Origin of the sequence: Halothiobacillus sp. (assembly GCF_028710545.1) — a bacterium.
In the GTDB taxonomy this organism is placed as follows: domain Bacteria; phylum Pseudomonadota; class Gammaproteobacteria; order Halothiobacillales; family Halothiobacillaceae; genus Halothiobacillus.
In genome coordinates, this window is record NZ_JAQTTX010000009.1 from 1 (window position 1) to 17,715 (window position 17,715).

Sequence of the window (17,715 nt, forward strand, 5' to 3'; positions counted from 1 at the left end):
GCCGCCGCCGGCAATCAAAACCGGATGGAGGAGGACGGGAATATCCGGATAATCCGTGAGAATACTGTGAATCACCTCGCCCAGCGCCACGCTGCCGATCATGCCGATTTTGATGCATTGCACGGGCATGTCTTCCAGCACGGCGCGCGCCTGTTCGATCACGAGGCTCGAATCGGTCGGCACGAAGCGTCTCACGTTCACCGTGTCCTGAACCGTCAGTGCGGTGATCACGGTGGCAGGATGAACGCCCTGGCTGATGATTGCTTCGATATCCGCCTGAACACCCGCCCCGCCGCTGGGATCGTGCCCGGAAAAAACGAGAACGACCGGGACGCTCAAATCAGACTTGCTCATAATTCACCATCAGTTGTACTTGAGAAAAGGGTACTGCAAATTGGCTGCGTTTGGAGTAGCTTAGAGCGCCAGAACCGTTAGGATCGCCCGAACGAGAGTCTATGAAAAACGTATCATTGATGGGCCTGCTAACCGCCGCCCAACGCTGGATCTGGCATGCCAGACCACACCGGCGCTATCACCGCATCGGGCAACGCCTCGGCCGCATCGGCCTGTATATCAGCCGTGAAGCGTTCAAAGGCAATCTGCAACTCAACGCCATGAGTTTATCCTACATCACCCTGCTTTCGCTTGTACCGTTGCTTGCCGTGAGCTTTTCGGTACTCAAGGCTTTCGGCTCCGATCAGGTGATCGAACCCTTCCTCACCACCCTGCTCGAACCGCTGGGTAGCTCTGCCGAAGGGCTTACCACACAAATCCTGACGTTCGTCGGCAATATCAAGGTCGGGGTCTTAGGTGCAGTGGGTATCGCCATGCTGTTTTTCACCGTCGTGACACTCATGCAGAAAATCGAATCGGTATTCAACGGCATATGGCATGTCCTGCAACTCCGACAGATCACGACCCGTTTTCCAATGTACCTGACGGTTCTGATGGTCGGACCCGTGCTCGTGCTGGCTGCCACCGGCCTCACGGCCAGCCTGCTTTCCAACCATTTTGTGACCGACTTCACGCAACATTCCGTATTCCGGGACGCACTCGCGTCGATCGCCTGGCTGGTACCGTTCATGGTCTGGGTGGCCGTATTCACCTTCATCTACGCCATGGTGCCCAATACGTCGGTACGTTTTTCTTCCGCGTTGGCGGGCGGTGTCGTGGCTGCGATTTTGTGGAATGGGATTGGTCTGGCCTTCGGCAGCATGATCGCCACTTCCACGCAGTACACCGCGATTTACTCGGCTTTTGCTTCGCTGATCCTGTTCATGGTCTGGCTGCAACTGGCCTGGATGATTGTACTTTTGGGCGCCACGGTTTCATACGCGTGGCAAAACATAGAACAACTCCCGATCCGTGAAAAAACCGAGGAGAATCATCCTTTCGTCTTGATGACTGCCGCGCTTGAAGCCCTTTCCCGAATCGAAGCTCAATTTCATAACGCCAAAGCGGCACCCGGCACCGATGAACTGAAACACACGCTGCTCGAAGTGCTGTCCATAGATCCGGACGACACCCAGCAAGCCTTGGAACAACTGGCCAAAGGCGGGCTGATCAATCTTGTGGTTACCCAACAGCGAGAAGGCTGGGTACCGGCCATGCCGACTGATCGACTCAATCTGGCACAAGTGCGGGCGGCTTTGTGGGGTCAACCCGATGTTCGGAGCCATAAGCTCTATCCCGTCACACGCGCATGGATGGACGCTGAGCAGCAATTAATCGAACAAACCTTGGGTAGGCTTGATTTCACTTTGAATCATGCGGATGAACCATCTGTCGAAACTTCGATAAAACCCCGGCCCACCGATCTTCAAGCAAATCCAATAGGCAAGTAGGACAGGGTAATCATGTCCATCCATTCCTCCGAGTTACCCCGTCAGTCAAAAAATCAGGCCGACGCAAATCCAGTCGAATTGGAAATGGAAAACCAAGACAGCAATACGCAGTCCGATCAAGCCAGCACCCGCAGACCAACGCCATTTCTGACGACTCGAAAACTATGGACCTTCGCCCTGATCGCCGTACTCGCGGCCAGCACAGTTGCCTATCACGCAAACCATCTGGACTACGACGACCTGCTTGTGCGCATACAGGCTGAAAACAGTTTGGGTTATCTGGGTAAAGAAGTCTTGAAACAGCCACCGCTCGTGCAGGCGCAATTGCTCAGCTACTCGAAAAATCAGGCACTCACCATGCAAGCGTGGCTGGCATTGCAAAAATACCCGAAACAGACACCCCGGATACTGGACTGGTACGGACAAAACCCGGATTTCCAAAACATCCTTGAGCGATTCGGCCCGGACGTCATCCCGGTCATCGATTATTTCATCACGCATTCCATCCAGAGCCTCAATGCCCTCAACGCCATCACGCAAACCGCATCATCGATTGCACAAGAGTCGAAGTCCATGTGGAGCAACCTGACGGGTTCTGAGCCGACAAATGCCTTGCCGGATGATCAACCCGCGAAACCACTTAGCGAACTCACGCCCGAACAACGCGGCTGGGCGGCAATCCACGATATTCATCTGGAAGGAAACCACTTTCTCGGACAGTTTGATATCGACAGCGCGGGCAACGCGCATTGGAACACCACGGATCGCATCACCCAGGATGTGGGGCGTTTCCTGACCAGCGGCATCGCCGATGTCGAACGAAAACAGGATCTGAACGAGAAGATCACAGCCGCAGACATCGGCTGGGCCGCTGTCGATGCCTTGCCGGTCATAGCGGGATTGAAACTGCTGAAGCTGGGCAAGGCTGGCGTGCAAGCAGCCAAAGAGAGCAAGGCGGTGGAAGCCATCGCTACAACCAAAGCAGGGAAACTTGCAGCCAAGGAAGGCAAAACAGCCGATGGGTTAACCAAGGCCGCCAAAGTCGGATGGGTCGAACGAACGGGGATACTGGCGCGTGGTCTCGCGCCCGGTTTCCTGAGAAAAGCGGCCTGGCTTGCCACCGCCTACATCGTCATCACCCACCCCGAGTTGCTCTCCAGCCTGTTCGTGCATCTGGGAAATCTGCTGGGCGCACCGGCCTGGCTTTCCTTACTGCTGGGGTGGACGAGCGTGTTTTATATCCTGCTTTTTCCCTTCATCTGGCTGCTGGAAAAGGTCGTCAGATACTCAGCCCGGCTTCTGCGGTGGCTATCTATTTCATCAAGTTCTTGAGTGCAAGCTCATAAAACCTCAACCTGAAAAATCCTAAATTCAGCCCTGACATCCTCTTTAAAACAATCATTGGGCACCTCGAAAAACCTACTGAACGCTGTCTTGCGCCTGCTTAATGCGCAGCAGGCGCAAGCCCGCATTAAGCTGGCGTCAGCCCGGAGCCATTCAAAGTGGTTTTTTAGCGGGCTTGGATGCAATGACGAAGGCATCGAGATGGCTTTTACAAATCAGCTCAAAGCGCGCTGGAACAATGCCTTGACGTTTATGAAAGTGCTCTGTAAGATTCGCGTCCTACTTTTAATAGTCGCGTAGCTCAGTGGTAGAGCATCACCTTGACATGGTGGTGGTCGGTGGTTCGATCCCACTCGCGACTACCAGATCATTATTTCAAGCTTTTCAGATGATGCTTGAATATATCAACACAAAAAAGCCTCAAACTGAGCTATAAAGCCGTTTTGAGGCTTTTTTCATATCGGGTGCCGAGCATGTGGATGCACGTAGGTGCAGCATTGCATTTTTAGCTGGATCGCATGGAGGGATGGACTGAATGCCCACACTGAACTGGATCGGCAAAGAAGCCGTCGTCAAACACCACAAGGAAGTGCCGTTCCGCCTACTGGAGCCGGTGCCCGAGCTGTCTTGCGGCGCTGCCGACAGCGGCAACCTCATCGTGCAGGGCGACAACCTGCACGCGCTCAAGGCGCTGCTGCCGCGCTATGCCGGGCAGGTGAAATGCATCTACATCGACCCGCCCTACAACACCGGCAACGAAGGCTGGGTGTACAACGACAACGTCAACAGCCCGGAGATCCGCAAGTGGCTGGGCGAAGTGGTCGGCAAGGAAGGCGAGACGCTGGATCGGCACGACCGCTGGCTGTGCATGATGTACCCGCGGCTGGTGCTGCTGAAGCAGTTTTTGCGCGAGGATGGCGCGATTTTCGTTTCCATCGACGACAATGAAGTGGCGACACTGCGGCTGTTAATGGATGAGATTTTTGGGAAAAACAATTTCATTGAAACTGTGATTTGGGAGAAGAATTACGCACCCAAAGCCTCAGCACGCCACTTTTCAGAAGCCCATGATTATGTAGTTGTTTATGCATTAAAAGTGGAAAAATGGATTCGACACCTCATTCCAAGATCGGACAAACAGGACAAGCTATACAAGAATCCCGACAACGATCCGCGCGGCAATTGGCGGCCAAATAATATGGCTGCACGAAATTTTTACAGTAAAGGTACCTATCCAGTAACTTGCCCGTCAGGCCGTGTAATTCCGGGGCCACCGAAGGGTTCATATTGGCGGATTTCAGAGGAAAAGCTTCGTGAGTTGGATCGAGACGGTCGCATTTGGTGGGGTGCCGAAGGAAACAATGTACCTGCCCCAAAAATATTCTTATCTGAAGTAAAGCAGGGAGTTGTTCCTATGAGTTTGTGGCCTTATAGCGAAGTTGGCCACACACAAGAAGGAAAAAGAGAGCTTCTCAATTTAGTAGATTTTGGAAACTCTGATGATGTTTTCATCACCCCCAAACCCACCCGCCTGATACAACGCATCCTGCAAATCGCCACCGACAAGGATTCGCTGATTCTGGATAGCTTCGCCGGTTCTGGCACCACGGGTCATGCGGTGCTCAAACAAAATGCCGAAGATGGCGGCAACCGTCGCTTTATTCTGGTCGAGATGGATGAAAACATTGCGCAGAACGTGACCCGCGAACGGGTCAGGCGGGTGGCCGAGGGCTACACCAACGCCAAAGGTCAGGCTGTCGAAGGTCTTGGCGGTGGCTTCCAGTTCTGCCGCCTGTCTGCCGAACCGCTGTTCGATGCCGACGGCCAGATTCGCCGCGACGTGACCTTTGCGCAGTTGGCCGAATTTGTCTGGTTTGCTGAAACCGGCAGCGGGTATTCACCCTCACCCCAACCCTCTCCCATCGAGGGAGAGGGAGCCAGCTCACCCTCACCCCATCCCTCTCCCATCAAGGCAGAGGGAGCGATTGACCCTTCCCCCTTCATGGGGGAAGGATGGGAAGGGGGTGCCAATTTCGCACCCTCACCCCATCCCTCTCCCATCGAGGGAGAGGGAGCCAGCTCACCCTCACCCCATCCCTCTCCCATCAAGGGAGAGGGAGCGATTGCCCCTTCCCCCTTCACGGGGGAAGGATGGGAAGGGGGTGCTAATTTCACACCCTCACCCCAACCCTCTCCCATCGAGGGAGAGGGAGCCAGCTCACCCTCACCCCAACCCTCTCCCATTGAGGGAGAGGGAGCCAGTATCGCAGCCCTCCTCGAAGGCGAGGGCGCCGGTCTCCCCTCCCCCCTTGTGGGGGAGGGGCCGGGGGTGGGGGCGCAAGCGCGCTCGCCACTGCTGGGTGTACATGAAGGCCGCGCCATTTATCTGCTCTACAACGGCATCCTCAAGGACAAATCGGTCGGTGGCGGCAATGTGCTCACCGGCCCGGTGTTCGATGTGTTGCCGAAGTTCGCCGGGCCGAAAGTGATCTACGCCGCCGCCAACCGCATGGGTGCGCGCGCCACGCGCGAGGGCATCACCTTCAAGCAGACCCCTTACGCGCTGGAGATTTGATCATGCCTACCATTAGCATGTTTTACGGAATTTTGGTGGCGATGTACGTGCTGGATACGGATCGACATCATCACCCGCACATTCATGTGCGTTACAACGAATTCAAAGCGGTGATTCAAATTCCCGACGGAGAGTTGCTGGATGGCAAATTGCCGAGTCGGCAGATGAAGCTGCTCCAAGCCTGGCTTGAGATCCATCGCGATGAGCTGATGGCCGACTGGCATTTGGCCAGTACCGGGCAGACCCCTTTCAAAATTGACCCCTTGCGGTAAGAACCTGTTTATGATCTCGCTGAACGGCGCATTGCATCCGTTGATCGAAATCGTAAACAGGTTCTAAGGAGCGTGATGATGACCCCCGATGTGATTCAGGTTCAGCCTTTGCCGGATTACACCCTGATGGCACAGTTTGCAACCGGCGAATGGCGCCGCTTCAACATGGGCAGCTATCTTCAGTATCCAGCATTTTCAGCCCTGAAAGACCCGGCATTTTTTCAGCGTGCGCATGTGGAGCATGGCACTGTGGTATGGACTGACGAGATTGATCTGTCGCCAGACACGCTGTACCTGCGCGGGCAGCCCATTTCGGAGCCGGTTGCATGAGCATGCTTGCACCCGATCAAGCAATAAACACGACAAGCATCGATCAAGCGAACAGTACCGTTTTGTGCGCAGGTGAACTGGCTGCGCAAACAGGTACCGAGTTGATCGTCTGTCGGGAAGGTGTGATCGCGCGCATCAAACCATACCCCGGCAATAACCGAAACGAGGTGCAAGAAATCCCGACGCAATACGAGGATGCACCATGAGTGCCTTTGCCCCCAAAATCTATCAGCAGCAGGTGCTCGACAGCGTGGAAGCCTATTTCAAGGCCTGCTTTGAGCTGCCCTCGCCTTCCATTGCCTTCACCGCCACCACCGAACGCCTGTGGGGGCGCGGCAACCCGTACAACCCGCTGGCAGGCTTTCCGGCCGATATGCCGTATTTCTGTCTGCGCGTGCCCACGGGCGGCGGCAAGACCTGGCTGGCGGCGAAAAGCATTCAACTCGTCAACACGCACCTGCTGCGCACCGAGTACAGCGTGATTCTGTGGCTGGTGCCGAGCAAGCCGATCCGCGAGCAGACAATCAAGGCGCTGAAGAATCGCAGTCATCCGTATCACGCCGCACTGCGCGAGGCGGGCCCGATCACGGTGCTGGATCTGGAAGAAGCCAAGAGCGTGACCCGCGCCACGCTGGATACCTCGACCACGGTGATCGTCGCCACGCGACAGGCGTTTCAGGTGGAAGAGGAGGAATGCCGCAAGGTGTACCAGAGTAGCGGCGCGCTGATGCATCACTTCGACAACCTGTCGCCCGCCCAGCGCGACGCCTTGCTGACCGATGGCGAGGGCAGCGAACGAACCACGCCGTTTTCGCTGGCTAATGTGTTGCGTCTGCGCCGCCCGTTCGTGGTGGTGGACGAGGCGCACAACAGCCGCACGGAACTCGCCTTCGACATGCTGGCCCGCTTCCGCCCCAGCGGGGTGATGGAGCTGACCGCCACGCCCGACCTCACGCGCACGCCGACCAACGTACTGCACAGCGTTTCTGCCGCCGAGTTGAAGGCGGAAGAAATGATCAAGCTGCCGGTGGTGCTGGAAACCGAACCCAACTGGCAGCAGTGTCTGGCCGATGCCATTGGCCGACGCGACGCCCTGCACAAGCTGGCCGATGAAGAACGCCGGGCTGGCGCGCCCTACCTGCGCCCGCTGGTGCTGATTCAATCGGAACCGCGCCGGTCCGGCATCGAAACGCTGGACTTCGAGAAGGTAAAAAACGAGCTGATGACCAACCACGGCATTCCCGCCAGCGAAATTGTGGTGGCGACCGGCGAGGAACGGGGGCTGGAGCGGATCGACGCCGACTACAAGCTGGGGCTGTCCGACCCGACCTGCCCGGTGAAATTCATCATCACCCAGAAGGCGCTGGCAGAGGGCTGGGACTGCCCGTTTGCCTACATTCTGGTGAGCATGGCCTCGTTGTCTTCGGCCACGGCGGTGGAGCAGTTGCTCGGCCGCGTGTTGCGCCAGCCGGATGCGGCTCATCGGCAGGCGAAGGCATTGAATCAATCCTATGCCTTTGTGGTGTCTCGCCATTTTGCCGAGACGGCGGGCGCACTGCGTGACCGGCTGGTTGCCGGTGCTGGGTTCGAGCGGCGCGAAGTAAGCGAGTTCGTTACTGCCGCTCTGCCTGAGCAGGCGCGGCTTGATCTGGAAGGTCATGCCGGGCGCGTGATCGTTCGGCCGGTGGCGATCACCTTGACTGAGAAGCCCGACCTCAAGAGCGTGCCGAAGCCGGTGCGCGACAAGGTGAGCTGGGACGGCAAGCTCAATCGGCTGACCATCAGCACGCCGCTCACGGAAGATGAGGCCGAAGTACTCAAGGCCTCGGTGACCTCCGAAACCGCTGCGGCAGCGATTGTGGAAGCCGCCGAAGTCAGCCGCACCACGGCGATTGAATTCTTCCAGACACCCGCCGAATTGGGCGAGCGTTTCCGGGTGCCGCAGTTGGCCTTGCGCGTGCAGGGCGAACTGGCGCTGTTCGATGACCCGGAGGTGCTCGAATATCCGTGGGATCTCTCGCCCTACGATGCCGCACCGACGGCCGATGACCTGACGGCCCTGGGCGCGGCGCTGAAGGTATCGGAAGGCGGCGAGATTGATGTGGATGCCGGCGGCCATGTTGTTTCGCGCTTTCTGCCCGAATTGCAGCGCGATCTGGGCCTCGTGTATCAACCGGAGAACTGGAACGAGGTGCGCCTTGCCACCTGGCTGTGCCGCAACCTGCCCGAGCCGTCGCTGACGCATCAAGTCAAGCAGGCCTTTGTCGCGGCTTGGCTCACCGATTTGTTGCGCCGGGAAAGTTTCACGCTTGCACGTGCCAACCTGCAGAAGTTTCTGATTCGCAACCTGATCGAGGCGCGTATTCGCGAACTGCGCAAGCAGGCCATCAGCAAGGCATTCCGGCAGGCGCTATTCGCTGACGATGCGGCCATGCGGGTGGCGGTGACCGATCAATACGCCTTTGAGTTTCACGCGCAGGCCTACGCCCCCAGCCGCGATTACGACGGGCGCTTCGGCCACTTCGATTTTCGCAAGCATTTCTATGGGCGGATGGGTGACTTCGACAGCAAGGAAGAATTCGAGTGCGCCTGCCAGTTGGACATGTGGGCGCAGCAGGGCCGCATCCAGTTCTGGGTGCGCAACCTCGTGCTACGCGAAGGCAGTTCATTTTTCTTGCAGAAGGCCGATGGCCGGTTCTATCCGGATTTTCTGTGCCAGTTACCCGGCAAAGCAGACCAGCCCGGCGTGATTCTGGCGGTGGAATACAAGGGCGCCGATCGCTGGAGCGGGGCTGAGGATGATCGCCTGATCGGTGGCCTGTGGGCCAACCTGTCGGAAGGCCGATGCCGGTTCGTGATGGTCAAGGACAAGCGTTGGGATTGGGTTGAGGAGGCACTGAAGTAAACGCTTGCCCTCGCCCGGCCTGTTTTGCGCCGCGATGCCTCAACCCCGACAGGCCGCAAGGTAATCTGCACGAATGCAGCGTTACTTCGGGCAGCGGATATGATTCGGCAAATCCCCCCTGCCCCCTTTGCGAAAGGGGGGTGAGTTGGCAGGTATTTGAACGAATGCGCCGCCTTTGTAAGGAGGGAATTAAGCGAGATCTGTAATCGCTAGACTTCATACGGGCACCTCGAAAAACCGTCGCGGGCTTACGCCACCTGCGCGTAAACGAGCACACGGGCTGCCGCCAGCTTAATGCGCAGAAGGCGCAAGCCCGCGTTCAGTAGGTTTTTCGAGGTACCCATACACAAAAGCCTGTTCAAGAAATTTATACGGTATAATTTTTAAAGTATTTTGGCTTCCAGCAGGTGATCCGCTTTTGAACCTCAAACACCTCTATCCAAGGCACATTACCGCAGTCTTATCGGCAGCCTTGATGCTTTCCGGGTGCGCGGCAGTCGGGCCGGATTACCAGAGGCCGACGGTTCCCGTACCGAAAAACTGGCAAACGCCAACATCAAACGCCGCTCCATCCAGCGTCGATAACGCCGGGTTGGCTCGTTGGTGGCGCGAATTCCATGATCCGGTTCTGAATCGGTTGATTGAGCGTGCGTTAGCCAACAACAAGAATCTGAAACAGGCAGAAGCCCGTCTGCTTGAAGCCCGCGCCAGGCGCGGGTTTGCCGAGGCGGATCGATTCCCGACGCTCGGAGCGAACGCTTCGGCCAACCGCAATGGCAGCAGTCAGGAACTCGGTTTTGGGCTTACCAACAACCAGTACAGCGCGGGTTTCGATGCGCGCTGGGAAATGGATATCTTCGGCGGGAAACGGCGCGCTCTTGAAGCGGCCTCGGCACAAGTTGCGGCAAGTGAAGCCGATCTGTCTGCCGTTCAGACCAGTCTCACGGCCGAGGTGGGCGTCAACTACCTGAATCTGCGCGCTTATGCGGCCAGGCTTGCTGTTGCCAAGGCCAATCTCGCCATCCAGACGCAAACCCGTGATTTGGCCCAGTGGCGCTATCAGGCGGGTTTGACCAGCCGCCTCGACATGGAACAGGCAACCTCCGCGCTGGAACAGACCCGTGCCCAGATTCCCGTGCTGGAAACCAGCCTGGCCCAAACCAAGAACCAGATCGCGATACTGCTCGGCATCAACCCCGAAGACCTGCCCCCATTCGCCACCGCGCCGATTCCCCGGGCCGATGCCATGATGAATACGGGTATTCCGGCCGATCTGCTCCGTCGTCGCCCGGATATTCGCCGGGCTGAACGGCAATTGGCGGCGCAGACCGCCCAAATCGGTGTGGCAACGGCCGCCCAGTACCCGGACTTTTCTCTGGCGGGCAGTATCGGTCTGGCTTCCTTGACCACAGGCAACCTGTTCACGGCCGCAGCCAGAACCTTCTCGCTCGGCAGTAATGCAGCCTGGACGCTATTCGATGCCGGGCGGATTCATCAGAACATCCAGATCCAGAATGCCCTGCAGGCGCAAGCGCTGGCTCAATATGAATCCACCGTACTCACGGCTTTTGGCGAAGTCGAGAATGCATTGATTTCATATACACGCGAACAAGAGCGTCGTGCCGCATTGACCAGGGCGGTCGCCGCGGCCCAAAGTGCACAAGCGCTGGCGCAGAGCCAATATGCCGCAGGCCTGATCGACTTTCAGTCGGTGCTCGATACGCAACGAAGCCTGCTGACCCTGCAGGATTTGCTCACCACCAGCGAAGCGGCTGTCAGCACAAGTTTGATTCAACTCTACAAAGCCCTGGGTGGAGGCTGGGTCGCGAACCCACCCGCCCCTGACCTCACTTCTTCTTCGGAGATCACGCCATGAGCGCGACCAAACCTCAACCTTCTGCTGGTGCCGAAAGCGCCCGAGCGCCGATTTTCATGCAAAAATCCGGCGGTAGCCGATGGAAACGCTGGCTGCTCATCGTGCTGGCTGTTGTCGTTCTGGTCGCCGGATATAGGCTGTTTCGAGGGCAGGAAACCAACACGCCCCAATATGTAACCCAGCCGGTGCAACGCGGCGATCTCACGGTTGAAGTGACGGCGACGGGCACGTTGGCACCGACCAATCAGGTCGATGTGGGGATTGAGGTTTCCGGAACCATCAAGGAAGTGCTGGTCGACTACAACGACAAGGTAAAGGTCGGCCAACCGCTCGCCCTGCTGGACCCGACCAAGCTCGAAGCCCAGTTACGCCAGTCCACCGCCGCGCTTGATGCGGCGCGCGCGCGGGTGCAACAGGCCGAAGCCACGGTGCAGGAATCCAAGAGCCAGCTCGCCCGACTGGAAGATGTGCGGAAGATGAGCGGCGGCAAGGTGCCCTCCAAACTCGAATTCGACAAAGCACAGGCCGCCTATAACCGGGCCAAGGCAGACCTTGCCAGCGCACGGGCCAGCGTCGTGCAAAGCGAGGCGGTGCAAAACGCCAACCGCACCGATCTTTCCAAAACCGTTGTGCGTTCGCCCATCAATGGCATCGTGCTCAATCGCAACGTGGAACCGGGCCAGACCATCGCGGCCTCATTCCAGGCACCCGTACTGTTCACACTGGCTGAAGACCTCACGCAGATGGAGTTGCAGGTCGATGTCGATGAGGCAGATGTCGGTCAGGTCCATGTGGGACAGCCCGCCCGTTTTACAGTGGACGCTTATCCTGATCGAAATTTCGATGCAAAAGTCACCCAGGTGCGCTACGGCTCGCAAACCGTTTCCGGCGTGGTGACCTACAAAACCATTCTCAAGGTCGACAACCGGGATCTTCTGCTGCGCCCTGGAATGACGGCCACCGCGCATATTCTGGTCAACGAAGACAAGAACGCGCTGCTCGTACCGAATGCGGCACTGCGCTTTTCACCGCCTGTGATGCCAACAACCAAAAGTAGCGGCGGTCTGATCTCCAATTTGATGCCACGCCCTCCGCGCTCCACTCAGAATTCGATGCAGGCACCGACAGGCAAGGAGCAGCGCGTCTGGATATTGAAGGATGGAAAACCTGAACCGATCGATGTCATGACCGGGCAGACGAACGGCATCATGACCGCCATTACGGAAGGTGCGCTGCAACCCGGCACTCCACTGATTGTCGACATGAACGAGCAGACAAAATGAGTGATGCGTCCGCACCGACACACGGCCCCTTGCTCGAACTGGCAGGCGTAACCAAAGTGTATGGCAAGGGCAGCGCGTCCATGCAAGCCCTGCGCGGCATCAATCTGGCGATTGAAGAAGGCGAGTTCGTGGCCATCATGGGTGCCAGTGGCTCGGGCAAAAGCACCGCGATGAACATCATCGGCTGTCTGGACACACCCACCAGTGGAAACTACCGTTTCCGAGGCTTCGAAGTCGGGCAACTGAACCGCGACCAAAGGGCGCTGTTGCGACGCCACGAACTGGGGTTCGTTTTCCAGGGTTTCAATCTGCTGGCCCGAACCTCCGCTCTGGAAAATGTCGAGTTGCCGCTGATTTATCAGGGCATACCGATTGCAGAGCGCCACAATCGGGCACGTGCGGCACTTGCCGATGTGGGACTGGACGGCTGGGAGCACCATACGCCCAGCGAACTTTCGGGCGGACAGCAACAACGGGTCGCCATTGCGCGCGCCATCGTGACACGCCCCGCCATCCTGCTGGCCGACGAGCCAACCGGCAACCTCGATACAGCTCGCAGTCAGGAAGTCATGGAAATGATTACCCGCTTCAACCGCGACAAGGGCATTACCGTGGTGATGGTGACGCATGAACCGGACATGGCAGCTTATGCGCGGCGTGTCATCCATTTTCGAGATGGCTTGGTCGAAAGCGACACCGCTCAAACAGGAGCGGCATGATGTTGTGGAATACCTTTCTGCTGGCATTACGCGAAATCAGACGCAACGTGATGCGCTCGTTCCTGACCATTCTCGGTATCGTCATCGGGGTCGCAGCGGTGATCGTGATGGTGACGCTCGGCGGCGGTGCCACGGCAAAGGTCAGTGAGCAGATCGCTAGTCTCGGCAGCAACCTGTTGATTGCCACGCCCGGGAAACGCATGGGGCCGGGACAGATCAGCGGCGCGCCCGCATTCAAAGTGGAAGATGCCGAAGCCATTGCCCGTGAAGTTCCGGGCCTGGCGGCCGTAGCACCCGCCTCCTCGCGCGCCATGACGGTGGTGTACGGCAACCAGAACTGGTCGACAATGGTGAGCGGATCCACGGACGACTATTTCGCTGCACGGAACTGGACCATACAGGACGGACGCCGATTCAGCAGCAGTGAACTTCGTTCCGGCGCGGCCGTTTGCATTATCGGCGCCACCGTCAAATCCAAGTTGTTCGGCAGTCAGGACCCGATCGGTGACCGGATCAGGCTGCAAAAAATGGCCTGTCAGGTCATCGGTGTTCTGGATGCCAAAGGCCAATCCACCATGGGCACGGATCAGGATGATCTGGTCCTGATTCCGCTTCGGACATTCCAGCGCCGCATCGCCGGCAATCAGGATGTGAACATTATTCAGGTCTCTGCCGCCAAGGGTGTATCGACAGACCGGGTCAAGCGGGATATCGAGCAGATTCTGCGTGAGCGCCGTCATATACCACCGGCCGGGGAAAGCGACTTCAACGTGATGGATATGAAAGAAATCACCAAGATGCTCACGGGAACAACCCAGATTCTGACAGCCCTACTGGGGGCGGTTGCGGCGGTGAGCCTGCTCGTGGGCGGCATCGGGATCATGAACATCATGCTCGTGTCCGTCACCGAACGGACGCGTGAAATTGGTATCCGCATGGCGATCGGCGCACTCGAGCGGGAAGTTCTGCTCCAGTTTCTGGTTGAAGCGATTGTTTTATCCTCGCTTGGCGGTCTGATCGGTATTGCCCTGGCCCTTGGCGGATCAATCGCGCTGGCCAGCGCTTTGCACATCCCCTTTGTTTTCAATGCAGGAATTGTTGCCCTGGCTGCACTATTTTCAGCCGCCGTGGGGGTCGTCTTCGGGTATTTTCCGGCACGCAAGGCAGCACGACTCGACCCCATCGAGGCGCTCCGTCATGAGTAATCCGGTGAAGTTTCAAGCGCTCGCACGCCTGCCCCATGATGATTCACCGCTTGGTAAGCGTGAGCGATTTGAGGGATTCGGCTTTCACGATCCTGCACGGAAAACGAGCATAAAAGTTATCAACAAAAACTGTGGATAACCTTGGGTATAAAGTTTCCCAGGCCACAACCCATCAAGCAGTTACCGCTTCTGGTTATTTTTACACCAATATGACCAATCGAAAATATATACAATAAATTCAATATATTAAGTAGACAATGTAGATTTTAAGTAAAGTCGATACTTGAACTTGAATTCCAGCCATGCCCTGACTTCCGCTGTGCATAGTTTCACTACTGTCAAGAGAAAATTTTTCGATAAAACCAATTTTTTGCTTTACTTTTCACCCAAAAACGAAGCCCATCACCCAGTGATTGAACGATAAATCACCTTCAAAATTTCGACGAGACGTTCAATCAGCATTTCTGATGGGCATTTCTTTCTTGGCACGGCCTCCTGTCCATTATTCATCCTGGTGTCAGTTCGCGCGCTTGCCGTCACCACCCGCTGCGGCCATGATGAGCGAAACCGTTTCGGATTTAACACACATGGGCTCAATCAATTCACTTTCACCCTTACTGGTCGCGTTCCTGGAAACGTCGATTTTCGGGTTTCTCATCGGGCTTGAGTGGCATAGCTATCGTCGCGCGGCCAACAAGGATCTGGGTTTTGGCACAACGCGCACGCTGACCCTGCTGTCGATTCTCGGTTATGGGCTAACCGTCATTGACCCGAGCTTTGTCGCCTATGGCGTGGGTTTGCTGGTCATCGGTGCGTTGCTGTCTTTAGCCTACTGGTATCGGCTAACCAGAGCTCAGGATGATCGACTCCTGAGCACACTGATTGCGCTTGTGGTTTATCTACTCGGCCCACTGTCTCTACACGGCCCATTATGGCTGCCGATTGTCTTCATGGTCGTGGTCTTGCTGTTGCTGGGCGAAAAACCCGGCATCCGACGGTTTTCGGATGCCTTTCGACACGACGAAGCGCTGACACTGGTCAAATTCTTCCTGATGGCGGGGGTGGTTTTGCCCCTGCTGCCAGATCGCCAGATCGCTGGATTTATCGACGTAACCTGGCATCAGGTCTGGTTCGCGGTGATTGTCGTATCGGCGATTTCTTATTTGAGCTATCTGGCCCAAACCTATTTTTTCCCGGAACGTGGCGTCCTGCTGACGGGCATCCTCGGCGGTATGTATTCGAGCACGGCAGCTACAGTTGTGCTGGGTAGACGCGCACAGAAACAGCCCGAACCTCAGGCTCGTCTGATCGGTGTCGCGGTGTTACTGGCCACGACAATGATGTATCTGAGACTCTGGGTGCTGATTGTCGTGCTGGGGCATGCACAAACAGCCACCCTTATTGCCACCCCGTTCGCCCTGTTGATCTTCAGTACAGCGGCGCTTGCCTGGTGGCAATTCAGAAGGGTGAATGTGGATGCGGAGCCGCAGACCGAAGCACCACCGAGCCACCCGCTCGAATTCTCGACGGCCTTGCTATTCGCCTTCCTGTTTGTATTTTTTGCCACCATTACGCATTTCGTCGTCACCGACTACGGCGTGAGTGGCTTGCACGTGCTTTCATTCATGGTCGGTTTTACGGACATCGATCCTTTCATCCTGTCGCTTTTGGACGGAAAATTTCACGTGAGTGAAAACGCCCTGGAAATCGCCATCCTCATTGCGAGCGGCAGCAACAATCTGTTGAAAGCAGGCTATACGGTCGCCCTGTCGCGTAATCCGGCCCTGTTTGGATCAGCAGCCTGGCTGGCCGCGACCTTTCTGCTGTCGCTGGGCTATATCGCTCTGTTTCTGAGGTAGCGTGTGTGGACAACCGGTAGGCGCCCAACGCGCTCAAATGAACCACACATCAGTGTCAGCCGGGGTCGCGCTGATACTCTGTCACCAAAGCGCGGATACGTTGCGATAATTCAGCACTCATGGCGGCACGCTCAAACTGCCAGGTCCAATTACCCGTCGGTGTACCCGGCGTATTGATTCGCCCGCTCGAATCACACCCCAGCCAATCGGCCATGGGAATAATGGCCAATCGAGCAACCGAGGCCATGGCCGCACGAATAAGCGCCATCGGCATCGGCTCTGACCTCGACAGATTCAATTGCTGCTCGAGCACGTCGTACACGTGCGCTTGTGCATCCGGGCTGAGTGACTGCCACCAGCCCAGCGTCGTATCATTATCATGCGTTCCGGTATACACGACCGAATCGGCCTGGTGATTCGCGGGCAGATAGGGGTTATCGTCGTCGCTATCAAAAGCGAACTGCAGGATGAGCATGCCCGGCATACCGAATGCCTTGCGCAAAGCGGTAACATCTTCGGTGATCACACCCAGATCTTCCGCGATGATGGGCAGATCACCGCCGAAAGCCTCGCTCAAGGCTGTCAATAAAGCGGCACCCGGCGCTTCGACCCAGCGGCCATCGATCGCGGTATCGCAATGAGCGGGAATCGACCAGTACGCCGCCAGCCCACGAAAATGGTCGATTCGCACCCAGTCGAACATGTCGATGTGGCGGGCCATTCGCTGTTTCCACCAGGAGAACCCATCGGCCGCCATGCGGGACCAGTCAAAGAGCGGATTCCCCCAGCGCTGCCCGGTTGCGGAGAAGTAGTCGGGCGGAACGCCGGCCACCTCGGTGGGCAAACCCCGTTCGTCCAGTTGGAAAAACGCCCGATTCGCCCAAACGTCGGCCGAATCACCGGCCACAAAAATCGGCAGGTCACCGTAAATCAAAATGCCGAGTTCGTGCGCCTTCGTTACGATGCACCGCCACTGGCGATCCAGCAGGAACTGTTCGAACTGTATGGCATGAACCGCTTTCGCATGATCCCGTGCAAAAGCCTCAAGGGAGGCCGGATCACGATCTCGCCATGCCGGTCGCCATTCCAGCCACGACCGCCCCTGTTCATGGGACTTGATGACCATGAATAAGGCGTAATCATCAAGCCAGTTGGACGATGCACGACAGAACTGCTCGAACTCGGCCAACAGGGATGGCAAGGCGCCCCGCCCTACTCTTCGTTCGGACACCGTGGCGACAGGGTCGAAATCATCGGGATTGAGCAACAGCGCGTCGGACAGGAATGCCGGGTTGATCGCAAAAGAAGATGCGCACTGATAGGGGGAACCGTCCATAAGCGGCGGCCCGAGCGGCAACACCTGCCAAACAGTCAGGCGGCTTTGGTTCATGAACGCCAGGAATTGATCCACCGAGGGGCCAAAATCACCCGATGGCAGGCTGAACACCGGGGCCAGAACGCCTGCTCTTCGCAGGGCACAAGGCATTTCAGGCAAATTTTTTT

At 57.2% G+C, this 17,715-nt stretch carries 14 protein-coding genes and 1 tRNA gene; 13 read left to right on the forward strand and 2 right to left on the reverse strand.

What is annotated here, in order from left to right:
• Positions 1-354: bifunctional hydroxymethylpyrimidine kinase/phosphomethylpyrimidine kinase (locus PHD44_RS02765; protein WP_300187840.1), on the reverse strand; the 354-nt coding region annotated here is incomplete at its 3' end.
• A gap of 101 nt (positions 355-455) precedes the next feature.
• On the opposite strand from PHD44_RS02765, the gene PHD44_RS02770 reads away from it, so the two are divergent.
• From PHD44_RS02770 to PHD44_RS02830, 13 genes are all read left to right on the forward strand, one after another.
• Positions 456-1,844 (forward strand): YihY/virulence factor BrkB family protein, encoded by a 1,389-nt coding sequence (locus PHD44_RS02770; RefSeq protein ID WP_300187842.1) that lies wholly within the window; start codon positions 456-458, stop codon positions 1,842-1,844.
• 12 nt (positions 1,845-1,856) lie between these two features.
• Positions 1,857-3,176, forward strand: a complete 1,320-nt coding sequence (locus PHD44_RS02775; RefSeq protein WP_300187844.1) for a hypothetical protein — start codon at positions 1,857-1,859, stop codon at positions 3,174-3,176.
• Between the two features lie 302 nt (positions 3,177-3,478).
• Positions 3,479-3,553, forward strand: a tRNA-Val gene (locus PHD44_RS02780).
• 170 nt (positions 3,554-3,723) lie between these two features.
• Positions 3,724-5,763: a site-specific DNA-methyltransferase gene (locus tag PHD44_RS02785; RefSeq protein ID WP_300187846.1), complete on the forward strand. Its 2,040-nt coding sequence runs from the start codon at positions 3,724-3,726 to the stop codon at positions 5,761-5,763.
• A gap of 2 nt (positions 5,764-5,765) precedes the next feature.
• Positions 5,766-6,035, forward strand: coding sequence for a DUF4160 domain-containing protein (locus PHD44_RS02790; RefSeq protein ID WP_300187848.1), 270 nt, complete (start codon positions 5,766-5,768; stop codon positions 6,033-6,035).
• A gap of 75 nt (positions 6,036-6,110) precedes the next feature.
• On the forward strand, positions 6,111-6,365 hold the full coding sequence (locus PHD44_RS02795; RefSeq protein ID WP_300187849.1) for a DUF2442 domain-containing protein: 255 nt from the start codon (positions 6,111-6,113) through the stop codon (positions 6,363-6,365).
• Positions 6,362-6,571, forward strand: a complete 210-nt coding sequence (locus tag PHD44_RS02800; RefSeq protein ID WP_300187852.1) for a hypothetical protein — start codon at positions 6,362-6,364, stop codon at positions 6,569-6,571. The genes PHD44_RS02795 and PHD44_RS02800 overlap by 4 nt, the downstream gene beginning before the upstream one ends.
• A complete protein-coding gene (locus tag PHD44_RS02805; protein WP_300187854.1) occupies positions 6,568-9,270 on the forward strand; it encodes a DEAD/DEAH box helicase family protein in 2,703 nt (900 codons plus the stop codon). Before PHD44_RS02800 ends, PHD44_RS02805 begins: the two co-directional genes overlap by 4 nt.
• 418 nt (positions 9,271-9,688) lie before the next feature.
• Complete coding sequence (locus PHD44_RS02810) at positions 9,689-11,146, forward strand: efflux transporter outer membrane subunit (protein WP_300187856.1); 1,458 nt, start codon at positions 9,689-9,691, stop codon at positions 11,144-11,146.
• Positions 11,143-12,429 (forward strand): efflux RND transporter periplasmic adaptor subunit, encoded by a 1,287-nt coding sequence (locus PHD44_RS02815; RefSeq protein ID WP_300187858.1) that lies wholly within the window; start codon positions 11,143-11,145, stop codon positions 12,427-12,429. Before PHD44_RS02810 ends, PHD44_RS02815 begins: the two co-directional genes overlap by 4 nt.
• Positions 12,426-13,148 (forward strand): ABC transporter ATP-binding protein, encoded by a 723-nt coding sequence (locus PHD44_RS02820; RefSeq protein WP_300187860.1) that lies wholly within the window; start codon positions 12,426-12,428, stop codon positions 13,146-13,148. Before PHD44_RS02815 ends, PHD44_RS02820 begins: the two co-directional genes overlap by 4 nt.
• Positions 13,148-14,353, forward strand: coding sequence for an ABC transporter permease (locus PHD44_RS02825; RefSeq protein WP_300187862.1), 1,206 nt, complete (start codon positions 13,148-13,150; stop codon positions 14,351-14,353). Before PHD44_RS02820 ends, PHD44_RS02825 begins: the two co-directional genes overlap by 1 nt.
• Positions 14,354-14,940: 587 nt before the next feature.
• Positions 14,941-16,212 carry a DUF4010 domain-containing protein gene (locus PHD44_RS02830; protein ID WP_300187864.1) on the forward strand — a complete coding sequence of 424 codons (1,272 nt, stop codon included), beginning with the start codon at positions 14,941-14,943 and terminating at the stop codon, positions 16,210-16,212.
• Positions 16,213-16,267: 55 nt separating this feature from the next.
• On the opposite strand, the gene malQ is transcribed toward PHD44_RS02830, so the two are convergent.
• The gene (gene malQ / locus PHD44_RS02835; RefSeq protein WP_300187952.1) at positions 16,268-17,698 is read right to left on the reverse strand and encodes a 4-alpha-glucanotransferase; all 1,431 of its coding nucleotides are present in this window, start codon (positions 17,696-17,698) and stop codon (positions 16,268-16,270) included.
• Positions 17,699-17,715 lie beyond the last annotated feature (17 nt).